Raw genomic sequence first — 26,638 nt, 5'->3', positions numbered from 1 at the left:
GCAGCGCATCCTCTGCGCTGCCGGCAATCATTTCTCATTCAGATTTGCCGCTCAGATGATACCGCCGCCGCCGGCAGCGGAGGCCGGACGCTCGGCCGCTATTTTCTTGCGGTAGCCGCTGGCGCGGTAGGCGGCGATCGGGTCGATCGCACCGCCGGCCCTGCGGCGGGCCTCGGCGAGGATCGGCTCGACATCGGCGCGATAGGCGCGCTTCAGCGTTTCCGACGCCATCAGCGCGTCATTGTCCTGCTGGTAGCCGTCGAGCGCCTTGCGGTCGACGATCAGCGCCTGCGCATAGGCGCGGCGAATCTCGTTGGCGCTGTTGATCAGGCTTTCGATCGGGTCGGTGACATTGTGCGACTGGTCGATCATGTGAGCCGGATTGAAGTCGTTGACCCCGCGCTGCTCGGCATCGACCAGCTCGTTGAAGACCAGGAACAGCCGGTAAGGATCGATCGCGCCGGCGTCGAGATCGTCGTCGCCATATTTCGAATCGTTGAAGTGAAAGCCGCCGAGCTTGCCGAACTGGATCAGCCGGGCGACGATCATCTCGATATTGGTGTTCGGCGCATGATGGCCGAGGTCGACCAGGCAGTAGGCCTTGGGGCCGAGCGTCTGCGCGATCAGGTAGTTGGTGCCCCAGTCCTGGACGATCGTCGAATAGAAGGCCGGCTCGTACATCTTGTGCTCGGAGAACAGCTTCCAGTCGTCCGGCAGCGCCTTGTAGATGTCGGCCATCGAGGCGAGGTAACGCTCGAATGCCTTGGTGAAATTGCTCTGGCCGGGGAAGTTCGAGCCGTCGCCGATCCAGACGGTCAGCGCCTTGGAGCCGAGCGCCTGGCCGATAGCGATGCATTCGAGATTGTGCTCGACCGCCTGCGCCCGCGTTGCCGCATCGGTATGGCTGAGCGAACCGTATTTGTAGGAATGGGCCTGTCCCGGCGCATCGGAGAAGGTGTTGGAATTCATCGCGTCGAAGCCGAGGCCGAGCGCATCGCCCTTTGCCTTCAGCTCCTTGGCATCCGCTTTGTCCCAGGGAATATGCAGCGAGACATTCGGTGTCGCCTGCGTCAGCTGGTTGATGACGGCGCAATCATCAAGCTTGTCGAAGATGCCGCGCGGTTCGCCGGTGCCGGGGAAGCGGGCAAAACGCGTGCCGCCGGTGCCGACACCCCAGGAGGGAACGGCGACGAAAAATTCCGCGACCTTGCGAGTGATTGCTTCGATATCGACGCCGCGGCGGTCAAGGTTCGCACCCAGCGCCTCGTAATCGGCTTTCAGTGCGGTTGCCCGCTTGTCGTTTTCTGTCGCGACCAGATCCTGCGCGATCCTGAACTCGGCCATTTCTACCTCCCGGTTATGCAATTTCTACGATGGGATTGCCGTGGGGCCGCCCCTCATCCGCCTGCCGGCACCTTCTCCCCGTTCAGACGGGGAGAAGGGGTGTGCCGCACCGTCTCCGTCCCACTCCAACATTTCGTTGGGCAAGTCCCCTCTCCCCGTCACGACGGGGAGAGGGTTAGGGTGAGGGGCAGACGCATTCGCCGCCGCTCAAAATTACCGCGTAAAACTCTGCACGTTGCCGGCATCGACGTTGATGATGTTGCCCGTCGATTTTGCCGAAAGGTCCGAGGCCAGGAAATAGATCGCCTCGGCGATATCCTCCGGAAACACGTTGAGTTTCAGCATCGAACGCTTGCGATAATGTTCCTCGAGATCATCCACCTCGATCTTCGAGGAAGCGGCGCGCTGCTCGCGCCATTCGCCGCTCCAGATCTTCGAACCGCGCAGCACCGCATCCGGATTGACCGTGTTGACGCGGATGCCGGCATCCGCACCTTCCAGCGCCAGGCAGCGGGCGAGGTGGATTTCGGCGGCCTTTGCCGTGCAATAGGCCGAAGCGTTCGGCGAAGCGGCAAGGCCGTTTTTCGAGGCGACGAAGACGATGTTGCCGCCGAGCGCCTGGCGGCGGAACAGGCGGAAGGCTTCGCGCGAAACCAGGAAATAGCCGGTCGCCAGAATATCGATATTGCGGTTCCAGGTCGAAAGCTCGGTGGTTTCGATCGGCGCGGAGGAGGCAATGCCGGCATTCGAGACCAGGATGTCGACGCCACCGAATTCGACCGAGGCCTCCGCGAAGGAGGCGATCACCGCATTTTCCTTGGTGACGTCGAGCCGGACGCTGCGCACGGCATCGGCGCCAAACTTCTTGACGAAATCGGCCTCTGTCGCTTCGAGCGCCCCCTGGTCGATATCGGCAAGCACCACGCAGGCGCCCTCGCCGACGAGGCGCGCGGCCGTCGCCCGGCCGATGCCGCCGGCGCCGCCGGTGACGAAGGCCACGCGGCCGGCAAGGCTCTTCGGCTTCGGCATGCGCTGCAGCTTGGCCTCTTCGAGCAGCCAGTATTCGATATCGAAGGCTTCCTGCTCCGGCAGGCCCTGGTATTCCGAGACCGTCGAAGCGCCGCGCATGACGTTGATGGCGTTGACATAGAATTCGCTGGCTATGCGTGATGTCGCCTTGTCGCGGGCAAAGGACAGCATGCCGACGCCGGGAACGAGGAAGATGACCGGATTGGCGTCGCGCATGGCGGGCGAATTGGCATGCTTGCAGTCGTTGTAATAGCGGGCGTAATCGGCGCGGTAATCCTCCAGCGCCTTGTCGAGGCCGGCGACGATCGCATCGACATCCGGCTTGGCGGGATCGAAATCGACGATCAGCGGCCGGATCTTGGTGCGCAGGAAATGGTCCGGGCAGCTGGTGCCGAGCGCGCCGAGCGGGCGCAAATCCCTGGAATTGACGAATTCGAGCACGGCGTCCTGATCGTCGAAATGACCGAGCTTGCGCTCCTGCTTGCCGATGCGGCCGCGAATCTCCGGCATCAGCCGGGCGGCAATGGCGCGGCGTTCGGCAACCGGCAGGCTCTGCGTGACCGCGCCGCCGAAAATCGTCTTTCCCTCGGTCTTTTCGGCAAACCAGACGATCGCCTTGTTGATGATCTCGAGCGTCAGCTCGTAGCAGGCCTTGGCGTCATCCGCCCAGGTGAAGAGGCCGTGACTTTCGAGCACGACACCCTTGGCATTCGGGTTCGCCTTGACGAAGGCTTCGAGGTCGAGGCCGAGCTGAAAGCCCGGGCGGCGCCAGGGCAGCCAGCCGATCTCCTCGCCGAAGATCTGCCGAGTCAGCTCTTTCGAGTTCTTCGAGGCGGCAATGGCGATGATCGCGTCGGGATGCATGTGATCGACATGGGTGAACGGCACGAAACCATGCAGCGGCGTGTCGATCGAGGCGGCGCGGCCATTGAGATTGAAGGTGCAGTGCGGCAGGAAGCCGACCATGCGGTCTTCATCCTCGACACCCTTATAGATGCCCTTCAACGATTCCAGCTTGTCCTGGTAGAGGGTGGCGAAACCGTCGAGCTTGATGGTGCCGACGTCGCCGCCCGAGCCCTTGACCCAGAGCACCTTGACCTTGCCGCCATCAAGTGGATCGGTTTCCATCACCTTCGCCGAGGTGTTGCCGCCGCCGTAATTGGTGATGCGCTTGTCGGCGCCGAGCAGATTGGAGCGATAGAGCAGCTTGCCGGGCTCATCGAGGCCCGCCGCATAACCATCATCCCACCGGTTTTCCAGAAGCCGGACGTTCGCCGCCATATCATCCTCCCATATCAGGCTTGTCGGGGGCCGCGATCAGCGCGCCCTTTCGCTCACGGTATCGCGCATCGAAAGTGCGCTTGTCAATCGAAAACGATCAAAATCGATTATGCTGCATCGCAATATGAAAATTTATGATCGTTTGTGATTGACAGCCATTAACGGATGCGAAATAAATATGACAAGAGGAGGAGCCCAATGCACGAACGCGAACGCCATCGCATCATCTTAAGCGCCGTTCAGGAAAAGTCCGTGGTGACGATCCAGGACATTTCCGAACTGACGGAGGCTTCTGAAGCGACAATCCGACGCGACATTGCGGCTCTTCATGTGCAGGGCAAGATCCGCCGTGTGCGCGGCGGCGCTGAGGCAGTGCATCCGCCGCAGCTCGGCAATCTTGCGGGCCGGCCCTTCCGGGTTTCAGAATCAGTCAACATCGATAAAAAGCGCGCAATTGCACGCGCCGCCGTCGATCTCTGCGAAGCCGGCGATGCCATCATCATCAATGGCGGCACGACGACCTTCCAGATGGTGCATTATATGGCCGGCCACCGCCTGCAGGTGATGACCAATTCTTTCGCGATCGCCGAACATTTGGTCAAGCACTCCAAAAACACGGTGACAGTGCCGGGCGGCGCGATCTATCGCGAGCAGAGCCTGATCCTGTCGCCGTTCGACAATGACGCGATCCGCAATTTTTATGCGCGGCGCATGTTCATCGGCGCCCAGGGCGTCGGCCCGCTCGGCATCATGGAGGCGGACGCGCTCATCATCCAGAGCGAGCAGAAGCTGATGCACCAGGCCGACGAACTCGTCGTCATGGCCGATTCAAGCAAATTCAATCGCCGGTCGAGCCTCATTCTCTGCGGGCTCGACCGCGTTTCTGTGATCATCACCGATGACGGGATTTCGGACGAGGCGGCTCGCATGGTCGAGAATGCCGGCATCCGGCTCGTTGTCGCAAGCCCGGTCGCCCAGGCTGTGAGGGAGGATTCCTCGTCGGTCGCATGAGGCGCCGCCGAGGTGTGGAAGTCTAATCTTTAAGGGAGGAAAGTACATGAAACTCGCAAAGACACTTGCGCTCGGCGTCGCGCTCGCCGTCGCCATGATGGCCGGCACTGCCAGCGCCAAGGACATCAAGATCGGCCTCGTCGTGAAGTCGCTCGGCAACGGCTTCTTCGACGCCGCCAACAAGGGCGCCCAGGAAGCCGCCAAGGAACTCGGCGGCGTTGAAGTGATCTACACCGGTCCGACGTCGACGACGGCGGAAGGCCAGATCGAAGTCATCAATTCGCTGATCGCCCAGGGCGTCGACGCCATCGCCGTTTCGGCCAACGATCCCGACGCGCTCGTTCCGGCGCTGAAGAAGGCTGCCCAGCGCGGCATCAAGGTCATCTCCTGGGATTCCGGCGTCGCACCTGAAGGCCGTATCCTGCAGCTCAACCCGTCGTCCAACGAGCTGATCGGCAAAATGTGCCTGACGCTCGTCAAGGATCATCTCGACGGCGGCAAGGGTGACTTCGCCATCCTGTCGGCAACGACCACCTCGACCAACCAGAACATCTGGATCGACCAGATGAAGAAGCAGCTGAAGGATTTCCCGGGCCTCAACCTCGTCACCACGGTTTACGGCGACGACCTCTCGGACAAGTCCTATCGTGAAGCCGAAGGCCTCTTGAAGTCGAACCCGAACGTCAAGGTCATCGTCGCTCCGACGACGGTCGGCGTTCTCGCCGCTTCCAAGGTCGTCGAAGACAAGGGTCTCGTCGGCAAGGTCTACGTCACCGGCCTCGGCCTGCCGTCCGAAATGGCCGGCGCGATCAAGTCGGGCGCGACGAAGGAATTCGCCATCTGGAACCCGATCGACCTCGGCTACTCCGCAACGCAGATCGCCTATCACCTGGCAAAGGGTGATGCCGATGGCAAGCCGGGCAGCGAAATCGAAGCCGGCCGCATGGGCAAGATCAAGATCGGCGACAACGGCGAAGCCGCTATGGCCGATCCCTTCGTCTACAATGCCTCGAACATAGACCAGTTCTCCAAGGTCTTCTGATCGGGAGCCGACGAATAAGATCCCGGCGGCTTTGCCGCCGGGATTTCCCTTTCGACATTTGGTAGAAATCTGATGAACGCCGCCTTTCAACAAACCGTCACGGACAGCAAAACCGGCGATGCGCCCGCCATTCTGGAAATGCGCGGCATCTCCCAGATCTTTCCGGGCGTGAAGGCGCTCGACAATGTCAGCATCGCGCTCCACCCCGGCACGGTGACGGCGCTGATCGGCGAAAACGGCGCCGGCAAATCGACGCTCGTCAAGATCCTGACCGGCATCTACCGGCCGAATGAAGGCGAGATCCTGGTCGACGGCCAGCCGACGAGTTTTGCCAGCGCCCAGGCCGCGATCGATGCCGGCGTCACTGCCATCCACCAGGAAACCGTGCTTTTCGACGAGCTGACGGTTGCCGAAAACATCTTCCTCGGCCACGCGCCGCGCACCCGCTTTCGTACCATCGACTGGCAGGCGATGAACAGCCGCTCGAAGACGCTGCTGACCGCGCTCGAAAGCAATATCGACCCGACCATCCGGCTCAAGGACCTCTCCATTGCGCAGCGCCATCTGGTGGCGATTGCCCGCGCTCTGTCGATCGAGGCGCGCATCGTCATCATGGACGAGCCGACGGCCGCCCTTTCGCGCAAGGAGATCGACGATCTCTTCCGCATCGTCCGGGGGCTGAAGGAACAGGGTAAGGCGATCCTCTTCATCAGCCACAAATTCGATGAGGTTTACGAAATCGCCGACGATTTCGTCGTCTTCCGCGACGGCCGCGCCATCGGCCAGGGGCGGCTCAAGGACACGCCGCAGGACGAGATCGTCCGCATGATGGTCGGCCGCGACGTCGAGAACGCTTTTCCGAAGATCGATGTGGCCATTGGCGGTCCGGTCCTGGAGATCCGCAACTACAGCCACCGCACCGAATTCCGCGACATTTCCTTCACCCTGCGCAAGGGCGAGATTCTCGGCATTTACGGGCTGATCGGCGCCGGCCGCTCGGAATTGTCCCAGTCTCTCTTCGGCATCACCCGGCCGCTCTCCGGCACGATGATGCTCGAGGGCCAGGAGATCGCCATCCATTCGCCGCAGGACGCGATCCGCGCCGGCATCGTCTATGTGCCGGAGGAGCGCGGCCGCCACGGTCTGGCGCTGCCGATGCCGATCTTCCAGAACATGACGCTGCCTTCGCTCGCCCGCACCTCGCGCCGCGGCTTTCTGAGAGCGGCGGAAGAATTCGCGCTGGCGCGCAAATATGCCGAGCGGCTGGATCTGCGCGCCGCCGCGCTTTCCGTGCCGGTCGGCACGCTGTCGGGCGGCAACCAGCAGAAGGTCGTCATCGGCAAATGGCTGGCGACGTCGCCGAAGGTCATCATTCTCGACGAACCCACAAAGGGCATCGACATCGGCTCGAAGGCGGCCGTGCACGGCTTTATCAGCGAGCTCGCCGCCGAAGGCCTGTCGATCATCATGGTCTCTTCCGAACTGCCCGAGATCATCGGCATGTCGGACCGGGTTCTGGTGATGAAGGAAGGGCTCGCCGCCGGAATTTTCGAGCGGGCCGAACTGTCGCCGGAAGCGCTGGTGCGCGCCGCCACCGGCAATGCATGAGGTAGAAGCATGGCAAGACTGATCAGAAAACGCGAAACCCTGCTCTTCCTCATCATCGTCGTGATGATCGCGATCTTTTCGACGCGGGCTGCGGATTTCGCAACGCCGGACAATCTTGCCGGCATCTTCAACGACACCTCGATCCTGATCATCCTGGCGCTGGCGCAGATGACGGTGATCCTGACGAAATCGATCGACCTGTCGGTCGCCGCCAATCTCGCCTTTACCGGCATGGCGATCGCGATGATGAATGCCGCTTATCCCGATCTGCCGCTCGTCGTGCTGATCCTGATGGCCATCGTCATCGGCGCCTGTCTCGGCGCCATCAACGGCTTTCTCGTCTGGGCGCTGGAAATCCCGCCGATCGTCGTCACCCTCGGCACGCTCACCATCTATCGCGGCATGGCTTTCGTGCTTTCGGGCGGCGCCTGGGTCAACGCCCATCAGATGACCCCCATCTTCCTGTCGGTGCCGCGTACACCGTTCCTCGGCCTGCCCGTTCTCGGCTGGGTCGGCATCGTCATCGTGCTGCTGATGTATGTGCTGCTTCGATATACCCAGTTCGGCCGCTCGGCCTATGCGACCGGCGGCAATCCGACCGCGGCCGTCTATGCCGGCATCGATACGGGCTGGACGAAATTTCTGGCCTTCGTTCTCTCGGGCGCGCTCGCCGGCCTGGCAAGCTATCTCTGGGTGTCGCGTTATGCCGTCGCCTATGTCGATATCGCCAACGGCTTCGAACTCGACAGCGTCGCGGCCTGCGTCATCGGCGGCATCTCGATTGCCGGCGGCGTCGGCTCGGTCGCCGGTACCGTGCTCGGCGCGCTCTTCCTCGGCGTCATCAAGAATGCGCTGCCGGTGATCGGCATTTCACCCTTCACGCAGATGGCAATCTCCGGAACCGTCATCATTCTCGCCGTCGCGTTCAATGCCCGGCGTGAGCGCAACCGCGGCCGCATCATCCTGCGCGACCGCGCCGCAGCGGAGGTCGCAGCATGAGCATGACGTCTTCAGCACCCGAAAAGCGAGTGATCCCCGACCGCCTCGGCACCCCCTTCCGCCGCATCGCCGCGAGCTGGGAGGTGCTGCTCTTTGCCGTCGCTGTCCTGATCTTCGTCTTCAATTCCCTGGCCTCGCCCTATTTCCTCGATGCCTGGAACCTCTCGGACGCCACCTTCAACTTCACCGAAAAGGCGATGATCGCCTTCGCCATGGCGCTGCTCGTCATCTCCGGGGAAATCGACCTTTCCGTCGCCGCGATCATCGCGCTTGCTTCGACCGCGATGGGAGCGGCAGCGCAGCTCGGCGTCGGCACGCCGGGCCTGGTGCTGATCGGCATCGGCACCGGCCTTGTCTGCGGCATCTTCAACGGCGTTCTGGTCTCGGTGTTGAAACTGCCGTCGATCGTCGTCACCATCGGCACGATGAGCCTGTTCCGCGGCATTTCCTATATCGTGCTCGGCGACCAGGCCTATGGCAAATATCCCGCCGACTTCGCCTATTTCGGCCAGGGTTATGTCTTCTGGGTGTTCTCCTTCGAATTCGTGCTGTTCATCGTGCTGGCGATCCTCTTCGCTATCCTGCTGCATGCGACGAATTTCGGCCGGCAGGTCTATGCGATCGGCAATAACGACTTTGCCGCCCGCTTCTCCGGCATCCCGGTCGAGCGCGTCAAATTCATGCTTTTCCTGCTGACCGGCATCATGAGCGGTATCGCCGCCGTCTGCCTGACCTCGCGTCTCGGCTCGACCCGGCCGTCGATCGCCCAGGGCTGGGAACTCGAGGTCGTCACCATGGTTGTGCTCGGCGGCATCTCGATCCTCGGCGGCTCCGGCACGATCGGCGGCGTCGTCATCGCCGCCTTCGTCATGGGCCTCGTGACCTTCGGCCTCGGCCTGCTGAACGTGCCCGGCATCGTCATGTCGATCTTCATCGGCCTACTGCTGATCATCACCATCGCCATTCCGATCATCGCCCGCCGCATCAAGCTCATGAGCTCCCGATGACATCAGAAAAACACGCCTTCAAGATGCAGCTCAATCCCGGCATGGAAGCCGAATACCGCAAGCGGCATGACGAGATCTGGCCTGAGCTGGTCGATCTCCTGCACCAGTCCGGTGCCAGCGACTATTCGATCCACCTCGACCGCGACACCAACACGCTGTTCGGCGTGCTGACGCGGCCGGCCGACCACACGATGGCAAGCCTGCCGGAGCATCCGGTCATGAAGAAATGGTGGGCGCACATGGCCGACATCATGGCCACGAACCCGGACAACTCGCCTGTTCAAAGCGACCTCGTCACCCTCTTCCATATGCCATGACCGCAACCTCCTATTGCCGCATTGCCGTTCTCGACATCGGCAAGACCAATGCCAAGGTCGTCGTGCTCGACAGCGGGAGCGGCGCCGAGATCGCCGTCCTGAAACGGCCGAACGCTACCATCAAGACCGGCCCCTACCCGCATTACGACATCGAGGCGCTGTGGTCCTTCGCGCTCCATGCGCTGAAGACGCTGGCACGGGAACCCGGTTTTGACGCTATTTCGATCACCACCCATGGCGCCGCAGCCGCGCTGCTCGATCGGGACGGTGGGCTCGCCATGCCTGTCATCGACTATGAACACGAATACCCGCAAGAAATCCGCGACGCCTATACGGCCTTGCGCCCCTCCTTCGACGAGACCTTCTCGCCGCGCCTGGCGATGGGCCTCAATGTCGGCGCGCAGTTGCACTACCAGAAGACTGCCTTCCCCGAGGAATTCGCCAAGGTCGCGACCATCCTCACCTATGCGCAATATTGGACGGCGCGGCTGACGGGTGTCGCCGCCAATGAGCTGACCTCGCTCGGCTGCCATACCGACCTCTGGAATCCGAAGACCGGCGACTATTCCTCGCTGGTCGACAGGCTCGGCATCCGCGATCTGATGGCGCCGATCCGCTCCGCCTTCGATGCGCTCGGCCCGGTCCTGCCCGGGATCGCCGCTGAGCTCGCCCTTGCCGCGCCCGTGCCGGTCTATTGCGGCATTCACGATTCCAACGCCTCGCTGCTGCCGCATCTCGTCCATCGGGAGGCCCCTTTCGCCGTTGTCTCCACCGGCACCTGGGTCATCAATTTCGGCGTCGGCGGCGATCTCGATCATCTCGATGCCAAACGCGATGCGCTCGCCAATGTCGATGCCTATGGCCGGGCCGTTCCCTCCTCGCGTTTCATGGGCGGGCGGGAATTCGAAATTCTCTCGGCCGAAATCGGTTCCGTCGATGAAAAAGGCGCCCAGGCGGCGATCGGCCCGGTCGTCGAAAAGGGCATGATGCTGCTGCCCAATATCGCTCCCGGCTCCGGACCTTTCCCCGGAAAGGCCAGCCGCTGGATCGGCGCCGAAGGCGCGAGCCGCGAGGAACGTCATGCCACGGCCTGCCTCTATCTCGCTTTGATGACCGATGCCTGCCTCGGACTGACCGGCGCCAAAGGCCCGGTTATCGTCGAAGGGCCTTTTGCGCTCAACGAGACCTATCTCAGGCTGCTTGCGGCGCTTGTCGGCCGCGAAGTCCTGGCCCTTCCCGGGACAACCGGCACCAGCCAGGGTGCGGCCCTCCTCACCGGCATCCGGCCGGTATCGGGTGCCGAAACGCATGTTCCGCCGAGCGCTATCGCCGGGCTCTCGGCCTATCGTGATCGCTGGTACGCGGCGATGGAATAAGTGCTTTTCCAAATGCGGCCCAAGAACGGTCTTGCTCGCCCCTGCCTTGCGGTTAGTGTGCCCCTCGAAAACCAAGTCGAGGAGACAGCATGACAGAGACATTCGATCCGCGCGGGCTCGCGGCCCGGCTTCACAGCCTGCGCCGGGCCGGCAGGCACGAGGAAACCGGCACTTTCGCACTGCCGGCCGATCTGCATGAGGCGATGGAGGCGCAGAATTTCCTTGCCGCCGCAGATGGCATTTCCAGCAGCGCCTGGAAAGTGACGGTCTCGCCTGCGGGCCAGGCAGTCACTGCTCCGCTGCATCCCTATGCCGAAGCCGCCGCCGGCGCGAGCATTCCTTGGTATCCCGGCCTGAAATTCGAGACCGAGATCGCCGTGCGTCTCGGCAAGGATCTGCCGATCCGCGCCGGTGCTGTCTATAGCCGCGCCGATGTGGTCGAGGCGATCTCCGCTGCTTATCTCGGCGCTGAACTGCTGGTCAGCGCCGTCAGGGAAAGCGGCAGCGTCTCCTTTCTGCTATTTACTGCAGACCGCCTCGGCAATAGCGGCTATGTGCTTGGCCCGAATCTCGACACAAGCGCTGTCGACACTGCCGGTGGCACGCCGCTCAAGGTCACCCATGCCGGCCGCACGATCTATGACGGTCCGGCCCAGCATCCGAAGGGTGACGTTCTCACCTGGCTTGTCGATTACGCCAATGACAGCTTACGCCCGGAAACGTCGCTGAAGGCGGGTGCGCTGATCACGACGGGGACGTTGAGCGGCGCGATCGAACTGACCGAGCCCGGCGAGATCGATATCCTGTTCGGGGACAGCCAACTCCGTTTTTCGGTTTCGAAGAGCTGATTTGAAGCCGAGCAGAAAGCGTAAGTTGACAATCCCGGTTTAGTTTTGCAGGGAAAGGGAGGGCTCGCCTTCCCCGTGCGACACCGAACCCGGAGCAGATCATGCCTTCACCTTTCCTTGCCCTGTCGGCAATCGAGCATGCCATCGGACAAAAATCCGTCCTGCACGGTATCGATCTGAGGCTCGAGCAGGGCCGCATCTACGGTCTGGTGGGCCCGAACGGCTCCGGCAAAAGCACGCTTTTGAAGATCATCGCCCGCCAGGCCGCGCCGAAGTCCGGCGCCATCGCCTTCAACGGCAAGCCGGCGGGTGATTGGGGTGCCCGGGAATTTGCCCGGCACGTTGCCTATATGCCGCAATTCACGCCGGCGACCGACGGGATGACCGTGCGCGAACTGGTGGCGCTCGGCCGCTTCCCCTGGCACGGCACGCTCGGTCGTTTCACCGCTACCGATCGCAACAAGGTCGAGGAGGCGATCGTCCGCACCGAGCTTGAGGATTTTGCCGATCGGCTCGTCGCCAACATGTCCGGCGGCGAGCGCCAGCGCGCCTGGATCGCCATGATGCTCGCTCAGGACGCCCGCTGCCTGCTGCTCGACGAACCGACATCGGCGCTCGACCTCGCCCATCAGGCAAGCGTCCTGTCGCTGGTCAAGGAGCTCAGCCATGAGCGCGGGCTGACCGTCGTCATCGTGCTGCACGACATCAACCTCGCCGCGCGTTATTGCGATGCGATCGTCGCGCTCAACCGCGGCCGGATCACCGCCGAAGGCACACCCGCCGAGATCATGCGGACCGAGACGCTGCGTTCGATTTTCGGAGTCGGCATGGGCGTCTTTCCCCATCCGGTGCGAAACGAGCCGGTCAGCTATCTCTTATAGGTCTCTGCGTTTACGCCTTTTCGCGGAACATCTCGATGATGGCGGAGAAATCCCGTCCGCCGTTGCCCTGCTTTTCGAAGAGCGCAAAAAGCTGCGCGGCCTCCGCACCCATCGGCGTTGACGCGCCGCTTGCCAGCGCCGCCTCCTGCGAGAGTCTCAAATCCTTCAGCATCAGGGCCGCGGCAAAACCCGGCTTGTAGTCGTTGTTGGCCGGCGAAGTCGGCACCGGCCCGGGCACCGGGCAATAGGTATTGATCGACCAGCACTGGCCCGATGAGGTCGAGGCGACGTCGAACAGCGCCTGATGCGAGAGGCCGAGTTTTTCGGCGAGCACGAAGGCCTCGCAGACGCCGACCATCGAAATGCCGAGGATCATGTTGTTGCAGATCTTCGCCGCCTGGCCGGCGCCGGCCTCGCCGCAATGGACGATCTTCTTGCCCATGCCCTCGAGGATCGGCTTGGCCCTGGCGAAGGCCTCATCCGAGCCGCCGGCCATGAAGGTCAGCGTGCCGGCGGTCGCTCCGCCGGTGCCGCCGGAAACCGGCGCGTCGAGCGACAGGCAGCTTGCGGCCTTGGCCATCTCATGCGCCTTGCGGCTGCTCTCGACATCGATCGTCGAGCAATCGATAACCAGCGTGCTCTGTGCCGCGGTCTGCAGGATATCGGCCCAGGCTGTCAGCACGTGCCTGCCCTGCGGCAGCATGGTGACGACAATCTCCGCGTCCTTGACCGCCTGGCTGGCATGGCTTGCCGGTTTGACGCCGCTGTCCTCGGCCGCCTTCAGCACCGAGGCCGCGAGATCGAAACCGAGGACCTCGTGACCCGCTTTGACGAGATTGGCCGCCATCGGCCCGCCCATATTGCCAAGCCCGATGAATGCGATCCTTGCCATGGTCTTCTCCTATCGATTGTCTTCGAGGATCATCGCCGCCGCCTTTTCGGCGATCATGATCGTCGGCGAATTGGTGTTGCCCGAGGTGATCGACGGCATCACCGAAGCGTCGGCGATCCTGAGCTTGCCGAGCGCCCTGAGTTTCAGCCGCGGATCGACGACGCTGTCCCTGTCGGCGCCCATGCGGCAGGTGCCGACGGGATGGAAGATCGTCGTGCCGATGTCGCCCGCCGCCCGTTCCAGATCGGCCTCGGTCTGATAGCTGGGACCGGGCTTGAATTCCTCCGGCCGGAACCTCGCGAAGGAAGGCTGCGCGACGATCCTGCGCGTCAACCGTATCGAACGGACAGCTATGTCACGATCGCGCTGTGTCGAGAGGTACTTTGGGCTGATCGTCGGCTGCGCGGCGAAATCCGGGCTCGACAGATGCACCGAACCGCGGCTTTCCGGCCTCAGATTGCAGACGCTGGCGGTGATCGCCGGGAACGGATGGACGGGATCGCCGAACTTCTCCAGCGAAACCGGCTGCACATGATATTGCAGGTCCGGCGTCTCCCGGTCCGGCCCCGAGCGGGTGAAAATGCCGAGCTGACTCGGCGCCATCGCCATCGGTCCGGAGCGGCGGACGAGATATTCGAGCCCGATCGCCGCTTTGCCGATCAGTTTCGTCGCCTTCTCGTTCAATGTCGGAACGCCCGTCACCTTATAGGCGAGCCGCAGTTGAAGATGGTCCTGCAGGTTCTCGCCGACGCCCTTCACCTCGGCAACGACATCGACGCCCGCCCGCTGGAGAACCTCGCCTTTGCCGATGCCGGAGAGTTCCAGAATATGCGGCGAGCCGATCGAGCCGGCGGAAAGGATGGTTTCCTTGCCCGCATAGGCGCGTTTTGCCACGCCATTGTGCTGGAATTCGACGCCGGCGACGGCCCCCTCCTCCACCAGCAGCCGCCGGACCTGGGCCTTGGTCAGAACGGTCAGGTTGGAGCGCTTACGCGCCGGGCGCAAGAAGGCTTTCGAGGTGTTCCAGCGAATGCCGGAACGCTGGTTGACGTCGAAATAGCCGGAACCTTCATTGCTGCCGCGGTTGAAATCCGCGGTCTCCGGAATGCCGGCTTCTCTCGCCGCCTGCTGGAAGGCATCGAGCACGGCCCACCGCACTCGCGCCCTCTCGATGCGCCATTCGCCGCCGGCACCGTGCATCTCGTCTTCGCCGCGATAAAAATCCTCGGACTTGCGGAAGAAGGGCAGAACATCGTCCCAGCCCCAGCCGCTGCAGCCCATCTGCCGCCAGAGATCGTAATCGCGCGCCTGGCCGCGCATGTAGATCATGCCGTTGATCGAGGAGCAGCCGCCGAGCACCTTGCCGCGCGGGTAGCTGAGCGCCCGGCCGTTCAGCCCGGCTTCCGGCGCCGTGGTGAAGCACCAGTCGGTGCGCGGGTTGTTGATGCAATAGAGATAACCGACTGGAATATGGATCCAGTGGTAGTTGTCGCTGCCGCCGGCCTCCAGCAACAGCACCCGGCTGCGGCCATCGGCCGATAGCCGGTTGGCCAGCACGCAGCCGGCGCTGCCCGCCCCGATGATGATATAGTCGTAACGATCCATGTGCCCTGCACGAAACTCCAGATGCCGCCCGTTCAGCGGCGATAGACGAAGCCCAGCTTCCGCCCCAGCCGCGAAGCGTAGAATTCGCCGATGATGCCGCGGCGGAAGATCAGCACGCACACCATGAAGACGATGCCGGTGATGATCGTCACCGGGAACTCCGAGGTGGCGAGGTAGTTTTCCAGCGCCACCACCAGCCCGGCGCCGAAGAGCGGGCCGATCAGCGTACCGATGCCGCCGAGCAGCGTCATCAGGATCACCTCGCCCGACATCTGCCAGGCGACGTCGGTCAGCGTCGCGAACTGGAAGACGATCGATTTGACTGCGCCGGCGAGCCCGGCAAGTGCTGCCGACATGACGAAGGCGCCGAGCTTGTAGCGGGCGACGGAATAACCGAGCGAGACCGCGCGGTTTTCGTTCTCGCGGATCGATTTCAGGATCATGCCGAAAGGCGAATTGATGAAACGCCAGATGATCAAAATGCCGACGAGGAAAACGGCCAGCACGAAATAATACATGTTGGTCGAGCTGTTCAGATCGATGAAGCCGAAGAGATGGCCGCGCGGCACCGACTGGATGCCGTCCTCGCCCTCGGTAAACTCCGCCTGCAGGCAGAAGAAGAAGAACATCTGCGACAGGGCCAGCGTAATCATCGCGAAATAGATACCCTGGCGGCGGATGGCGAAGAAGCCCATGACGAGGCCGAGAAAGGCAGCCCCCGCCACGCCGATCAGAATGCCGAGCTCCGGCGGCAGACCCCATTCCTTCACCGTATAGGCGGTGAAATAGGCCGCGCCGCCGAAGAAGGTGGCATGGCCGAAGGACAAGAGGCCGGTATAGCCGAGCAGCAGGTTGAAGGCGCAGGCAAACAGCGCGAAGCAGAGCAGCTTCATCAGGAAGATCGGGTAGAAGAAGAACGGCGCGAGCAGCAGCAGCAACAGCCCGATGGCCAGGAAGGCAGCCTGCACCGAAAGGGCGGTCCGGCTTTTTTCCGTTCGAATGGTGTCGGTGATGTCAGCCATGTCAAGCATCCCGGCCGAAGAGGCCCGCGGGCCTGATGAGAAGCACGATCGCCATGATGACGAAGATCACGATGTTGGACGCCTCGGGATAGAAGACCTTGGTCAGGCCCTCGGCGATGCCGAGCACGTAACCGGTGATGATCGCGCCCATGATCGATCCCATGCCGCCGACCACGACCACGGCAAAGACCACAATGATCATGTTCGAGCCCATCAGCGGCGAGACCTGGTAGATCGGGGCCGCCAGCACGCCGGCAAAGGCGGCAAGACCGGCACCCAGCGCATAGGTCAGCGTCAGCAGCACCGGCACATTGACGCCGAAGACCTGCACCAGCACGGCGTTTTCGGTGGCGGCGCGCAGATAGGCGCCGAGCTTGGTCTTCTCGATCAGCAGCCATGTGCCGAGGCAGATAACCAGCGAGACGACGACGACCCAGCCGCGATAGATCGGCAGGAACATGAAGCCGAGATTGGCGCCGCCGGCAAGAGCCGCCGGCGTCGCATAAGGCTGGCCGGACGATCCGTAGAGATAGCGGAAGGTGCCTTCGACCGCGAGCGCCAGCCCGAAGGTGAAGAGCAGGCCGTAAAGCGGATCGAGATCGTAGAGCCGGCGCAGGAACAGCCGCTCGATGATCGCCCCGGCAAAGCCGACGATGACGGGCGCCAGGATCAGCGACGGCCAGTAGCCGATGCCGGCATAGGTCAGCAGCAGATAGGCGACGAAGGCGCCGAGCATATATTGCGCGCCATGGGCGAAGTTGATCACCCTGAGCAGGCCGAAAATGATGGCGAGGCCGAGGCTGAGCAGCGCATAGAAGGAGCCGTTGATCAGGCCGATCAACAGCTGGCCGAGCAGCGCCTGCAGGGGAATGCCGAAGATCATCGTCATCTGGTCATACTCCCAGAACCTTGTGCAGCGTATCCATGCGCTGCGGCAGTTCGCCGACCGGGAATTCCGACACCATCTGCCCATGATCCATCAGATAGAAGCGATCGGCAATACGGCTGGCGAAACGGAAGTTCTGCTCGACGAGCAGGATCGTCATGCCGCGTCCTTTCAGTGTCTGCAGCACCTCGCCGATGCGCTGGACGATGACGGGGGCAAGCCCCTCCGTCGGTTCGTCGAGAATGAGCAGCCGGACACCGGTGCGCAGAATCCGGGCGATTGCCAGCATCTGCTGCTCGCCGCCGGAAAGTTTGGTGCCGGGGCTGGTGCGGCGCTCGTAGAGATTGGGGAAGAGTTCGTAGATCTCGTCGAGCGTCATGCCGCCCTTCGCCACCACAGGCGGCAGCAGCAGGTTTTCCGACACGGTCAGCGTCGAGAAGATGCCGCGCTCCTCCGGCACGAAGCCGATGCCGCGATGCGCCGTCTTGTGCAGCGGCACCTGCATCATGTCGCTGCCGGCAAAGCTGATCCTGCCCTTGCGGGTCCGCACGATGCCGGTGATGGTGCGCAGCGTCGTCGTCTTGCCGACGCCGTTGCGGCCGAGAATGGTGATCGTCTCGCCTTCGGCCACCCGCATATCGACGCCGTGTAGGATGTGGCTTTCGCCATACCAGGCGTTCAATCCCTGGACTTCGAGGAGATCGGCCATCAATGCTCCTCCGTGCCCATATAGGCAACGCGCACCCGCTCATCCTGGCTGACCGTGGCATAATCGCCCTCGGCAAGAATCTCGCCGCGCTGCAGCACGGTGACATGCTGGCAGATATTGGCGACGACGGAGAGATTGTGCTCGACCATCAGCACCGCCCGGTCGCGGGCGACGTCGCGGATGATCGCCGAGACGACGCCGACATCCTCCAGCCCCATGCCGGCCACCCGCATATCGACGCCGTGTAGGATGTGGCTTTCGCCATACCAGGCGTTCAATCCCTGGACTTCGAGGAGATCGGCCATCAATGCTCCTCCGTGCCCATATAGGCGACGCGCACCCGCTCATCCTGGCTGACCGTGGCATAATCGCCCTCGGCAAGAATCTCGCCGCGCTGCAGCACGGTGACATGCTGGCAGATATTGGCGACGACGGAGAGATTGTGCTCGACCATCAGCACCGCCCGGTCGCGGGCGACGTCGCGGATGATCGCCGAGACGACGCCGACATCCTCCAGCCCCATGCCGGCCATCGGCTCGTCGAGCAGCAGCACCTTGGGATCGAGCGCAAGCGTCGTCGCGATCTCCAGGACGCGCTTGCGGCCATAGGAAAGATCGGCGGCGATATGATCGCGCTCCTTGGAAAGCCCGACGCTGGCGAGCAACTGCTCGGCCCGCTCGTTCAGCCGATCGAGCGCCGAAAGCGGCCGCCAGAACTGCGTGGAAAGATTATTCGGCCGCTGCAGCGCCACCCGCACATTGTCGAGAACGGAGAGATGCGGGAAGACCGCCGAGATCTGGAAGGAGCGCACCAGCCCCATGCGCGCCACCTTGTCGGGCGGCGTGTGGGTGATGTCGGTGCCCATCAGGGTGATCGTGCCCGCCGTCGGCTGCAGGAACTTCGTCAGCAGGTTGAAGACCGTGGTCTTGCCGGCGCCGTTCGGGCCGATCAGCGCATGCACGCTGGCGTCATGGACGTCGAGATCGACGTTCTTGACGGCCGTGAAGCCGCCGAAATCGCGGCGCAGGCCGCGGGCGGACAGCACCACCCGCGGCTTTTCCTGCGTTCCAATCGCGGAAACCGCCATCGCGCTTACTTCACCAGATCGCAGCCGCTCTTGGCGGGATCGATATAGGCTTCCTTGCCGGGAATGGTGGCGAGCACGTTGAAGTAATCCCACGGCTCCTTACTGTCGGCCGGCTTCTTGACCTGCAGCAGATACATGTCGTGGATCATGCGGCCATTGGCGCCGACCGTGCCGCCGCGGCCGAAGACGTCGTCGACCGGCATTTCATGCAGCGTTTTGGCGACGGCTTCCGTCTCGTCGGTGCCGGCCTTCTGCACCGCCTTCAGATATTGCGTCACTGCCGAATAGGTGCCGGTATGGATCATGTTCGGCATCTTGCCGGTGCGGGCGAAGAATTTCTTGGCGAAGGCGCGGCTTTCGTCGTCACGGTTCCAGTAAAAACCTTCCGTCAGCGTCAACCCTTGAGCCGCCTCGAGGCCGAGGCCATGGACTTCGGCAAGCGTGAAGAGCAGCGCCGCCAGATGCTGGCCGCCCTGGGTAATGCCGAATTCGGCCGCCTGCTTGATGGCGTTCGACGTATCGAGGCCGGCATTGGCAAGGCCGATCACCTTGGCGCCCGAGGATTGCGCCTGCAGCAGGAAGGACGAGAAATCCTGGGTCGACAGCGGATGGCGGACAGCGCCGACGACCGTGCCGCCGCTCGCCTTGACATAGTCGGTGGTCTGCTGCTCCAGAGAATACCCGAAGGCATAGTCGGCGGTCAGGAAGAACCAGCTGTCGCCGCCCTGCTTGACGAGGGCGCCGCCGGTGCCGACAGCCAGCGCATGGGTGTCGTAGGCCCAGTGGAAACCGTAGGGCGAGCAGGCCTTGCCGGTCAGATCCGTCGTCGCAGCACCCGTGACGATGTCGATCTTCTTCTTTTCCTTGGCGATCGCCTGCACGGCGAGCGCCACCGACGAGGTCGTCAATTCCATGATCGCATCCACCTGCTCGGTGTCGTACCACTGGCGGGCGATGTTGGAGGCGATATCCGGCTTGTTCTGGTGGTCGGCATCGACGATCTCGATCGGCACATCAAGCACCTTGCCGCCGAAATCCTCGACCGCCATCTTGGCGGCTTCGACGGAAGACTTGCCGCCGAAGTCGGCATAAACGCCCGACTGGTCGTTCAGAATGCCGATCTTGACCTTGCCGTCGGTTGCGCTCTGCGCGAGCACCGCCGTGCTGCTCGCCAGCAGAAATGCAACTGATGCAATGAGATTCTTACGCATATTCTCTCCTCCCAGAGATGAGCCAGATTGCGGTTCTGTTCAGATTTGGCCAGCCGCACTCCTCAGAACGGCGGACCCTCTCCTTACGATCACGGAAATTCCGCGTTGAAGCAACGGGTGGTTTACAACTAATTCCAAACAGTATCTGTTCATTTTTGAACAGATGGGGATCGCGATGAACAATCCGCCGCAGTTTACTTGGGACGATCTTCAGTTTTTTCTAGCCGTCGCCCGCACAGGACAGCTGTCGACGGCAGCCCGGCAGCTGCGCTCCAGCCATGCCACCGTTTCGCGGCGCATCGACCGGCTGGAATTCACCCTCAAGGTCAAGCTGTTCGAGCGCAATCCACGCGGCTATGTGCTGACCGCCATGGGCACCCGTTTCGTCGAGACGGCCGAGAAGATGGAGCAGGAGACCGAGCGGCTGCGCGCCGACCTCGCCGACGGCTCGATGGCGCAGCGCGGCCTCGTGCGCCTCAGCGCGCCAGAGGGGTTCGCCAATTTCTTCTTCGCCACCGTGCTGCACCGGTTTGCCGCCCAGCACCCGCATCTGGCGCTCGAGCTGGTGACGATCCAGCAGATCATGTCGCTGTCGCGCAAGGAGGCCGATCTTTCCGTCGTGCTCGACGAGCCGAAGGGCGGGCCTTATTTCGCCGAGAAGCTGACAGACTATCATCTGCAGATCTACGGTTCGCGCGACTATCTGGCAAAGGCGCCCGCAATCACCCGTCGCGAGGACCTGCTTGAGCATCCCTTCGTCAGCTATATCGAGGAAATGATTTTCGCGCCGGGCCTGGATTACCTCAGCGACGTGCATCCCCGCATCAAACCGCAGTTCCAGAGCTCCAGCATCTTCGCCCAGCTGACCGCCACCCGAAACGGCCTCGGCCTTTGCATCCTGCCCTATTTTTTCGCCAGCCGTTATCCCGAGCTCGTGCGGGTGCTGCCCGCGGAGATCGACCTCAAGCGCCAGTACTGGATCACCTGCCACCGCGACCTGAAACAGGCGCCCCGCGTGCGCGCGGTCATCGACTTCCTGCGCGAGGCTGTGCGCGGCGAGGATGCACGCTTCGTGCCGCCCTATGTCACGCCAGCCGGCCCGGCGCGCCGTTCGGAAGCCGAACCCTGACTATGCAAGAAATTCGGCCCGGTGCGGGGTGAAGCTATCGATCAGCCGGCCCTTTTCCAGCGCCTTGACGCCGTGGACGAGATTGGGGGGCACGATGAAGCTGCCGCCCTGCTTTAGCACCTCGGTCCGTCCGTCGATCGTCACCTCGAAACTGCCTTGGGCGACATAGCTTGCCTGAATGTGCGGATGCGAATGGGCAGCACCGACGGCGCCGCTCTCGAAAGCCACCTCCACCATCATCATTTCAGGCAGATAGGTCATGATGCGCCTGGTAACGCCGGGCTCGGGATTGACCCATTCGGCGCCTTCGGCCGATACGAACAGATCGCTTGACGACATTTCCGTCTCCTCGTTCCAGAATCGATTGCCGGCAAAGTGGAGCATGCCGGCGCTTTTGAAAAGATGGCGCGCCCGGTCTTTTCGACATGGCCGCCTTCTGTTGACGCGGTCGGCTGGCGGGTCTATGCGACCTTGAGCGAGGCAAGCCTGAATCGTGGGTGAGGAGACGCCGACATGCAGCATACGCGCGAGGTTTTCGACTGGGCCGATCCCTTTCGCCTGGTGGAGCAGCTGACCGACGAGGAGCGCATGGTGCAGGATACGGCCCATGCCTATGCCCAGGAGAAGCTCGCGCCCCGCGTTCTCGACGCCTTCCGCAACGAAAAGACCGATCCCGCAATCTTCCGCGAAATGGGCGAACTCGGCCTGCTCGGTCCGACGATCTCGCCCGATTACGGCGGTGCCGGCCTCGGTTACACCGGCTACGGCCTGATCGCCCGTGAGGTCGAGCGGGTCGATAGCGGCTACCGTTCGATGATGAGCGTGCAGTCCTCGCTGGTGATGGTGCCGATCGACACCTTCGGGTCGGAGGCACAGAAACTGAAATACCTGCCGAAACTGGCTGCCGGCGAATGGATCGGCTGCTTCGGCTTGACCGAGCCCGATCACGGCTCGGATCCCGGTTCGATGGCGACGCGCGCCAAAAAAGTCGACGGCGGCTACAGCCTGACCGGCTCGAAGACCTGGATCTCGAATGCGCCGATCGCCGATGTCTTTGTCGTCTGGGCCAAGACCGAGGACGGGCTCATCCGCGGCTTCATTCTCGAAAAGGGCTGGAAAGGGCTTTCGGCCCCCGCCATCCATGGCAAGGTCGGCCTGCGCGCCTCGATCACCGGCGAAGTGGTGATGGACAGGGTCTTCGTGCCCGAGGAAAATCTTCTGCCCAATGTTACCGGTCTCAAGGGGCCGTTCACCTGCCTCAACTCCGCCCGTTTCGGCATCGCCTGGGGCGCGCTCGGCGCTGCCGAAGATTGTTATGCCAGGGCACGGCAATATACGCTGGAGCGCAAGCAGTTCGGCCGGCCGCTCGCCGCCAACCAGCTGATCCAGAGGAAGCTTGCCGACATGGCGGCGGAGATCTCGCTCGGCCTGCAGGGTTGTCTGCGGCTCGGCCGCATGAAGGAGGAAGGCCATCCGCCGGTGGAGCTGACCTCGATCCTCAAGCGCAACAGCTGCGGCAAGGCGCTGGAGATCGCGCGCGCGGCCCGCGACATGCTCGGCGGCAACGGCATCTCCGACGAATTCGGCATCGCCCGCCATCTCGTCAACCTCGAAGTGGTCAACACCTATGAGGGCACGCACGACATCCATGCGCTGATCATCGGCCGGGCAATCACGGGCATTGCGGCCTTTGCGAACTAAACCATCGGTTCGGCAGGACGAATTGCCACGCGCCTGACAATGTGCAACCTTCCCTCTGGCGGCACGAAGCCGGCAATGAGGGGGATCACGCATGTTTCTGCTTCTTGCATTGCTGATCGGCGTCATCTCCGGCTTTCGCACCATGACGGCGCCGGCCGCCGTCGCCTGGGGCGCGGCGCTTGGCTGGTTCGATGTCTCGCAGACGCAGCTTGCCTTCATGGGATACCGCTGGACGCCGTGGATCTTCACCGTTCTCGCCATCGTCGAACTGATCGCCGATCAGTTGCCGTCGACGCCGTCGCGCAAGGTGCCGATGCAGTTTTCCGCCCGCATCGTTTCGGGGGCGTTGTCGGGTGCTGCGATCGGTGCCGCCAGCAGCCTGCTGTTCGGCGGGCTGATCGCCGGCGTGATCGGTGCCGTCATCGGCACATATGGGGGTGCTGCCGCCCGCAGCCGGCTGGCCGCCTCCTTCGGCCGGGATCTGCCGGCCGCACTCATCGAAGATGCCGTCGCCGTCATCGGCGCGGTGCTGATCGTGGGGGCCGTGTCATGAAGCGCTTCGACGCCATCGTCATCGGGGCCGGCCAGGCCGGCCCGTCGCTTGCCGCCCGCATGGTCGAAAAAGGCATGAAGGTGGCGCTGATCGAGCGCAAGTTCCTCGGCGGCACCTGCGTCAATGCCGGCTGCATGCCGACGAAGACGCTGGTCGCCAGTGCCCGCGCCGCCCATGTCGCCAGAAACGGCGCCGCCTATGGCGTCAATATCGCGGGCGCCATCGCCATCGACATGAAGGTGGTCAGAGCCCGCGCCGAAACGGTGACGATGAACGCCCGCAACGGCCTGATCGGCTGGCTTGGCGGCATGGACGGCATGAGCGTGATCTACGGCCATGCCCGATTCGAGGGTCCGAGGACCGTCAGTGTCAACGGCGAGACGCTGACGGCGCCGCGCATCTTTCTCAATGTCGGCGCGCGGCCGGTCATTCCCGAACTGCCGGGTATCGCCGATGTCGACTATCTCACCAGCACCTCGATCATCCATCTCGACACGCTGCCGCGGCATCTGGCGGTGATCGGCGGCAGTTATATCGGGCTGGAATTCGCGCAGATGTATCGCCGCTTCGGCGCCGAAGTCAGCGTCATCGAGCACGGCCCGAAGCTCGCCTCGCGCGAGGACGAGGATATATCCGATGCGATCGCCGATATCCTGCGCGCCGAAGGGATCGACGTGCACACCGACGCCGGCAACATTGCCTTCGCCAAGAACGGCAATGGGGTCAGCGTCACCGCCGGCGCAGCAGCGATCGATGCGAGCCATGTTCTGATCGCCACCGGCCGCAAGCCGAACACCGACGATCTCGGCCTCGATGCCGCCGGCGTCGCCACCGACAAGCGCGGCTTCATCACGGTCGATGACAGGCTCGCCACCAATGTCGAGGGCATCTGGGCGCTCGGCGACTGCAACGGCCACGGAGCCTTCACCCACACCTCCTACAATGATTTCGAGATCGCCGCCGCCAACCTGCTCGACGGCGACGATCGCAAGGTCTCAAGCCGCATCCCAGCCTATGCGCTCTATATCGACCCGCCGCTCGGCCGCGTCGGGATGACGGAGAAGCAAGCGCGAGAGTCGGGACGCAGGATCATGGTCTCGACCCGGCCGATGAGCCGCGTCGGTCGCGCCACCGAGCGCGGCGAGACCAAGGGCTTTATGAAGGTGATTGCCGATGCCGAGACCAAGGAAATTCTCGGCGCGGCGATCCTGGGCATCGAGGGCGATGAGGTGATCCACGGTATCATCGACGCCATGAATGCAGGAACGACCTATCCCGCGCTGAAATGGTCGGTGCCGATCCACCCGACGGTATCGGAACTGATCCCGACGCTGCTTGGGGATTTGAAGCCTGTTCCGCCCGCGGCCTGACATTTCGGGAAGGCTTGGAGGCGGCCTGACATGTCCATCGAAGCGCTGATCGAAAATTACGGCCTGCTGGCGATCTTTCTGGGCGCTGCCTTCGAAGGCGAAACGGCCGCCTTCCTCGGCGGCGTGATTTCCCACCGCGGGCTGCTGCCCTATTGGTCGGCGTCGCTTGCGGCCACGGCCGGATCTTTCGCCGGCGATCAACTGTGGTTCTTCGCCGGCCGCTACGCGGCCCGATGGAGGCTCGTGCAGCGGCTGATGGAAAAGCCGGCGCTCGCCCGCGTTACCGAACTTCTGGAAAAATATCCGACAGGCTTCATCCTCGCCTTTCGTTTCCTTGTGGGGTTGCGCACGATCAGCCCTGTCGTCATCGGAACGACGCGGATACCGACCGGAAAATTCGTCGTCCTGAATGCCGCAGCCGCGCTGGTCTGGGGGCAGCTTTTCACCGCGCTCGGCTATTTGTTCGGGCACGGCATCGAGCAGATATTGGGTCACCTTTCCCTTCACCGCCATCTGCTGATTGCCATCGCAGCCGCGGCTGTCGTCGCGGCTGCGGCTCTGGCCTTTCGCAAGATGAGACCGAGCGCTGGGCATTCGTAGTTGCGCTGTGGCGCTATTCCATCACGATCTGCAGCTTCACATCGCTCGGCCGCGCCTCGACGGCGCGGTCGAAGGCCTTGATCGAATCTGCGAATGTGAAAGTCTCGGATATCAGCGGCTTCAGGTCGACGCGGCCGGATGCCAAGAGCGCGATCGAGCGCTCGTACTGATGCGCATAACGGAACACCGTCTCGATGCGGATCTCCTTGGTCGATGCCGTCGAGACGTCGAAACCGATAGGGTTGACCGGCAGGCCGACGACGACGATGACGCCGCCCGGGCGCGGCAGCGCCATGATCGTCTCCCAGGCCTTCGGCGAGCCGGAGCATTCGAAGACGACATCGGCGCCCCAGCCGTCGGTCAGCCGGCCCACCTCTTCGGTGAGGTTCATCTCGCGGATATTGATTGGGATGACGCCCTGGTACTGCGCGGCGATATCGAGCTTCGGCTGGGCGAGATCGGCGACGATCGCCCGGGCGCAGCCGCCGGCCAGCGCCGCGATCGCCACCATCGTGCCGATCGGGCCGGCGCCGAGGACGACGGCGGTATCCCCAGGCGTAATCTTCGCCTTGGTTGCCGCCTGCATGCCGACGGCGAAGGGCTCGACCATGGCGCCTTCGGCAAAGCTGACATTGTCGGGCAGCTTGAACGTATAATTGGCGGGATGCACGACCTCGGGCGTCAGCACGCCGTGGATCGGCGGCGTCGCCCAGAAGGTCACGGCCGGGTCGATATTGTACATACCGAGCCGGCTTGCCTTGGAATTCGGGTCGGGAATGCCGGGTTCCATGCAGACGCGGTCGCCGACTTTCAGATGCGTCACGTCAGCTCCGACTTCGACCACCGTGCCCGCCGCCTCGTGACCGAGCACCATCGGCGCGTTGACGATGAAGGGACCGATCTTGCCATGCGTGTAATAATGCACGTCGGAACCGCAGACGCCGACGGTATGAATCTTGATCTTCACCTGCCCCGGCCCTGTTTTGAGCGGCAGATCGATATCGCGAAGCGCAAGCTCATGCTGGCGCTCCAGTACCAGCGCACGGACTTTGGTCATGATCGGTTTCCTTCCCTATTGCCCCGCGGTTTATCGCGTGCCGTTGGACGCGACTATAAGACCGGAAGGGGCG

The 26,638-nt window shown here is 63.0% G+C and carries 25 protein-coding genes and 1 pseudogene; 14 read left to right on the top strand and 12 right to left on the bottom strand.

Annotated elements, in window-relative coordinates; all coding sequences use genetic code 11:
- Positions 1-51: 51 nt before the first annotated feature.
- Positions 52-1,344, bottom strand: coding sequence for an L-rhamnose catabolism isomerase (rhaI, locus tag ATY75_RS29915; protein WP_088940255.1), 1,293 nt, complete (start codon positions 1,342-1,344; stop codon positions 52-54).
- A 213-nt stretch (positions 1,345-1,557) separates the two neighbouring features.
- Positions 1,558-3,654: a bifunctional rhamnulose-1-phosphate aldolase/short-chain dehydrogenase gene (locus ATY75_RS29910; protein ID WP_088940254.1), complete on the bottom strand. Its 2,097-nt coding sequence runs from the start codon at positions 3,652-3,654 to the stop codon at positions 1,558-1,560.
- Between the two features lie 198 nt (positions 3,655-3,852).
- Between ATY75_RS29910 and ATY75_RS29905 the strand changes: the two genes are divergently transcribed.
- The 9 genes from ATY75_RS29905 to ATY75_RS29865 all read left to right on the top strand — a co-directional run bounded on the left by ATY75_RS29905 (position 3,853) and on the right by ATY75_RS29865 (position 12,743).
- A complete protein-coding gene (locus ATY75_RS29905; protein ID WP_088940253.1) occupies positions 3,853-4,665 on the top strand; it encodes a DeoR/GlpR family DNA-binding transcription regulator in 813 nt (270 codons plus the stop codon).
- Between the two features lie 46 nt (positions 4,666-4,711).
- Positions 4,712-5,707, top strand: coding sequence for a rhamnose ABC transporter substrate-binding protein (gene rhaS, locus ATY75_RS29900; protein ID WP_064843349.1), 996 nt, complete (start codon positions 4,712-4,714; stop codon positions 5,705-5,707).
- A 72-nt stretch (positions 5,708-5,779) separates the two neighbouring features.
- The gene (locus tag ATY75_RS29895; RefSeq protein ID WP_088940252.1) at positions 5,780-7,315 is read left to right on the top strand and encodes a sugar ABC transporter ATP-binding protein; all 1,536 of its coding nucleotides are present in this window, start codon (positions 5,780-5,782) and stop codon (positions 7,313-7,315) included.
- 9 nt (positions 7,316-7,324) lie between these two features.
- A complete protein-coding gene (locus ATY75_RS29890) occupies positions 7,325-8,314 on the top strand; it encodes an ABC transporter permease (RefSeq protein ID WP_088940251.1) in 990 nt (329 codons plus the stop codon).
- On the top strand, positions 8,311-9,321 hold the full coding sequence (locus ATY75_RS29885) for an ABC transporter permease (protein WP_088940250.1): 1,011 nt from the start codon (positions 8,311-8,313) through the stop codon (positions 9,319-9,321). The genes ATY75_RS29890 and ATY75_RS29885 overlap by 4 nt, the downstream gene beginning before the upstream one ends.
- Positions 9,318-9,638 (top strand): L-rhamnose mutarotase, encoded by a 321-nt coding sequence (rhaM, locus tag ATY75_RS29880; RefSeq protein ID WP_064843341.1) that lies wholly within the window; start codon positions 9,318-9,320, stop codon positions 9,636-9,638. Before ATY75_RS29885 ends, rhaM begins: the two co-directional genes overlap by 4 nt.
- Positions 9,635-11,014: an FGGY-family carbohydrate kinase gene (locus ATY75_RS29875; RefSeq protein ID WP_088940249.1), complete on the top strand. Its 1,380-nt coding sequence runs from the start codon at positions 9,635-9,637 to the stop codon at positions 11,012-11,014. Before rhaM ends, ATY75_RS29875 begins: the two co-directional genes overlap by 4 nt.
- Positions 11,015-11,103: 89 nt before the next feature.
- The gene (locus ATY75_RS29870) at positions 11,104-11,862 is read left to right on the top strand and encodes a fumarylacetoacetate hydrolase family protein (protein WP_088940248.1); all 759 of its coding nucleotides are present in this window, start codon (positions 11,104-11,106) and stop codon (positions 11,860-11,862) included.
- Between the two features lie 101 nt (positions 11,863-11,963).
- Positions 11,964-12,743 (top strand): ATP-binding cassette domain-containing protein, encoded by a 780-nt coding sequence (locus ATY75_RS29865; protein ID WP_088940247.1) that lies wholly within the window; start codon positions 11,964-11,966, stop codon positions 12,741-12,743.
- Between the two features lie 10 nt (positions 12,744-12,753).
- Here ATY75_RS29865 and mmsB read toward each other — a convergent pair whose 3' ends face one another.
- The 8 genes and pseudogenes from mmsB to ATY75_RS29825 all read right to left on the bottom strand — a co-directional run bounded on the left by mmsB (position 12,754) and on the right by ATY75_RS29825 (position 20,155).
- On the bottom strand, positions 12,754-13,635 hold the full coding sequence (mmsB, locus tag ATY75_RS29860) for a 3-hydroxyisobutyrate dehydrogenase (protein ID WP_088940246.1): 882 nt from the start codon (positions 13,633-13,635) through the stop codon (positions 12,754-12,756).
- Positions 13,636-13,644: 9 nt separating this feature from the next.
- Positions 13,645-15,240 carry a GMC family oxidoreductase N-terminal domain-containing protein gene (locus ATY75_RS29855; protein ID WP_088940245.1) on the bottom strand — a complete coding sequence of 532 codons (1,596 nt, stop codon included), beginning with the start codon at positions 15,238-15,240 and terminating at the stop codon, positions 13,645-13,647.
- A 32-nt stretch (positions 15,241-15,272) separates the two neighbouring features.
- Positions 15,273-16,262, bottom strand: a complete 990-nt coding sequence (locus ATY75_RS29850; protein WP_088940244.1) for a branched-chain amino acid ABC transporter permease — start codon at positions 16,260-16,262, stop codon at positions 15,273-15,275.
- 1 nt (position 16,263) lies between these two features.
- A complete protein-coding gene (locus tag ATY75_RS29845) occupies positions 16,264-17,151 on the bottom strand; it encodes a branched-chain amino acid ABC transporter permease (protein WP_004678056.1) in 888 nt (295 codons plus the stop codon).
- A 4-nt stretch (positions 17,152-17,155) separates the two neighbouring features.
- Positions 17,156-17,857 (bottom strand): ABC transporter ATP-binding protein, encoded by a 702-nt coding sequence (locus ATY75_RS29840; protein WP_064819884.1) that lies wholly within the window; start codon positions 17,855-17,857, stop codon positions 17,156-17,158.
- A pseudogene (locus tag ATY75_RS29835) lies at positions 17,857-18,081 on the bottom strand (ABC transporter ATP-binding protein); the annotation flags it as partial. The pseudogene ATY75_RS29835 and the gene ATY75_RS29840, both read right to left, overlap by 1 nt.
- Positions 18,082-18,161: 80 nt before the next feature.
- On the bottom strand, positions 18,162-18,944 hold the full coding sequence (locus tag ATY75_RS29830; RefSeq protein ID WP_064843326.1) for an ABC transporter ATP-binding protein: 783 nt from the start codon (positions 18,942-18,944) through the stop codon (positions 18,162-18,164).
- Between the two features lie 5 nt (positions 18,945-18,949).
- Complete coding sequence (locus tag ATY75_RS29825) at positions 18,950-20,155, bottom strand: ABC transporter substrate-binding protein (RefSeq protein ID WP_088940243.1); 1,206 nt, start codon at positions 20,153-20,155, stop codon at positions 18,950-18,952.
- Positions 20,156-20,330: 175 nt separating this feature from the next.
- On the opposite strand from ATY75_RS29825, the gene ATY75_RS29820 reads away from it, so the two are divergent.
- Positions 20,331-21,284: a LysR family transcriptional regulator gene (locus ATY75_RS29820; protein WP_088940380.1), complete on the top strand. Its 954-nt coding sequence runs from the start codon at positions 20,331-20,333 to the stop codon at positions 21,282-21,284.
- Here ATY75_RS29820 and ATY75_RS29815 read toward each other — a convergent pair whose 3' ends face one another.
- On the bottom strand, positions 21,285-21,623 hold the full coding sequence (locus tag ATY75_RS29815) for a cupin domain-containing protein (RefSeq protein ID WP_088940379.1): 339 nt from the start codon (positions 21,621-21,623) through the stop codon (positions 21,285-21,287).
- A 174-nt stretch (positions 21,624-21,797) separates the two neighbouring features.
- Here ATY75_RS29815 and ATY75_RS29810 point away from each other — a divergent pair, with 174 nt between their 5' ends.
- The 4 genes from ATY75_RS29810 to ATY75_RS29795 all read left to right on the top strand — a co-directional run bounded on the left by ATY75_RS29810 (position 21,798) and on the right by ATY75_RS29795 (position 25,508).
- Positions 21,798-22,985, top strand: a complete 1,188-nt coding sequence (locus ATY75_RS29810) for an acyl-CoA dehydrogenase (protein ID WP_088940242.1) — start codon at positions 21,798-21,800, stop codon at positions 22,983-22,985.
- A gap of 91 nt (positions 22,986-23,076) precedes the next feature.
- Entirely contained in the window at positions 23,077-23,538 is a 462-nt protein-coding gene (locus ATY75_RS29805; RefSeq protein ID WP_088940241.1) for a DUF4126 family protein, read from the top strand.
- Entirely contained in the window at positions 23,535-24,908 is a 1,374-nt protein-coding gene (locus tag ATY75_RS29800) for an FAD-containing oxidoreductase (protein ID WP_088940240.1), read from the top strand. The genes ATY75_RS29805 and ATY75_RS29800 overlap by 4 nt, the downstream gene beginning before the upstream one ends.
- 30 nt (positions 24,909-24,938) lie before the next feature.
- A complete protein-coding gene (locus ATY75_RS29795; protein ID WP_088940239.1) occupies positions 24,939-25,508 on the top strand; it encodes a DedA family protein in 570 nt (189 codons plus the stop codon).
- A 13-nt stretch (positions 25,509-25,521) separates the two neighbouring features.
- Here the strand turns inward: ATY75_RS29795 and ATY75_RS29790 are convergent, their stop codons facing one another.
- On the bottom strand, positions 25,522-26,565 hold the full coding sequence (locus ATY75_RS29790) for an NAD(P)-dependent alcohol dehydrogenase (RefSeq protein ID WP_088940238.1): 1,044 nt from the start codon (positions 26,563-26,565) through the stop codon (positions 25,522-25,524).
- Between the last annotated feature and the right edge of the window lie 73 nt (positions 26,566-26,638).

This window comes from Rhizobium sp. N122 (genome assembly GCF_002211295.1).
Classification (GTDB): Bacteria; Pseudomonadota; Alphaproteobacteria; order Rhizobiales; family Rhizobiaceae; genus Rhizobium.
This window is presented reverse-complemented; position numbering and strand designations above follow the sequence as displayed.

Bases quoted from the DNA above. Each gene is read 5' to 3' on its own strand.
- rhaI (WP_088940255.1), bottom strand. From the start codon at position 1,344: ATGGCCGAGTTCAGGATCGCGCAGGATCTGGTCGCGACAGAAAACGAC.
- ATY75_RS29910 (WP_088940254.1), bottom strand. From the start codon at position 3,654: ATGGCGGCGAACGTCCGGCTTCTGGAAAACCGGTGGGATGATGGTTAT.
- ATY75_RS29905 (WP_088940253.1), top strand. From the start codon at position 3,853: ATGCACGAACGCGAACGCCATCGCATCATCTTAAGCGCCGTTCAGGAA.
- rhaS (WP_064843349.1), top strand. From the start codon at position 4,712: ATGAAACTCGCAAAGACACTTGCGCTCGGCGTCGCGCTCGCCGTCGCC.
- ATY75_RS29895 (WP_088940252.1), top strand. From the start codon at position 5,780: ATGAACGCCGCCTTTCAACAAACCGTCACGGACAGCAAAACCGGCGAT.
- ATY75_RS29890 (WP_088940251.1), top strand. From the start codon at position 7,325: ATGGCAAGACTGATCAGAAAACGCGAAACCCTGCTCTTCCTCATCATC.
- ATY75_RS29885 (WP_088940250.1), top strand. From the start codon at position 8,311: ATGAGCATGACGTCTTCAGCACCCGAAAAGCGAGTGATCCCCGACCGC.
- rhaM (WP_064843341.1), top strand. From the start codon at position 9,318: ATGACATCAGAAAAACACGCCTTCAAGATGCAGCTCAATCCCGGCATG.
- ATY75_RS29875 (WP_088940249.1), top strand. From the start codon at position 9,635: ATGACCGCAACCTCCTATTGCCGCATTGCCGTTCTCGACATCGGCAAG.
- ATY75_RS29870 (WP_088940248.1), top strand. From the start codon at position 11,104: ATGACAGAGACATTCGATCCGCGCGGGCTCGCGGCCCGGCTTCACAGC.
- ATY75_RS29865 (WP_088940247.1), top strand. From the start codon at position 11,964: ATGCCTTCACCTTTCCTTGCCCTGTCGGCAATCGAGCATGCCATCGGA.
- mmsB (WP_088940246.1), bottom strand. From the start codon at position 13,635: ATGGCAAGGATCGCATTCATCGGGCTTGGCAATATGGGCGGGCCGATG.
- ATY75_RS29855 (WP_088940245.1), bottom strand. From the start codon at position 15,240: ATGGATCGTTACGACTATATCATCATCGGGGCGGGCAGCGCCGGCTGC.
- ATY75_RS29850 (WP_088940244.1), bottom strand. From the start codon at position 16,262: ATGGCTGACATCACCGACACCATTCGAACGGAAAAAAGCCGGACCGCC.
- ATY75_RS29845 (WP_004678056.1), bottom strand. From the start codon at position 17,151: ATGACGATGATCTTCGGCATTCCCCTGCAGGCGCTGCTCGGCCAGCTG.
- ATY75_RS29840 (WP_064819884.1), bottom strand. From the start codon at position 17,857: ATGGCCGATCTCCTCGAAGTCCAGGGATTGAACGCCTGGTATGGCGAA.
- ATY75_RS29830 (WP_064843326.1), bottom strand. From the start codon at position 18,944: ATGGCGGTTTCCGCGATTGGAACGCAGGAAAAGCCGCGGGTGGTGCTG.
- ATY75_RS29825 (WP_088940243.1), bottom strand. From the start codon at position 20,155: ATGCGTAAGAATCTCATTGCATCAGTTGCATTTCTGCTGGCGAGCAGC.
- ATY75_RS29820 (WP_088940380.1), top strand. From the start codon at position 20,331: ATGAACAATCCGCCGCAGTTTACTTGGGACGATCTTCAGTTTTTTCTA.
- ATY75_RS29815 (WP_088940379.1), bottom strand. From the start codon at position 21,623: ATGTCGTCAAGCGATCTGTTCGTATCGGCCGAAGGCGCCGAATGGGTC.
- ATY75_RS29810 (WP_088940242.1), top strand. From the start codon at position 21,798: ATGCAGCATACGCGCGAGGTTTTCGACTGGGCCGATCCCTTTCGCCTG.
- ATY75_RS29805 (WP_088940241.1), top strand. From the start codon at position 23,077: ATGTTTCTGCTTCTTGCATTGCTGATCGGCGTCATCTCCGGCTTTCGC.
- ATY75_RS29800 (WP_088940240.1), top strand. From the start codon at position 23,535: ATGAAGCGCTTCGACGCCATCGTCATCGGGGCCGGCCAGGCCGGCCCG.
- ATY75_RS29795 (WP_088940239.1), top strand. From the start codon at position 24,939: ATGTCCATCGAAGCGCTGATCGAAAATTACGGCCTGCTGGCGATCTTT.
- ATY75_RS29790 (WP_088940238.1), bottom strand. From the start codon at position 26,565: ATGACCAAAGTCCGTGCGCTGGTACTGGAGCGCCAGCATGAGCTTGCG.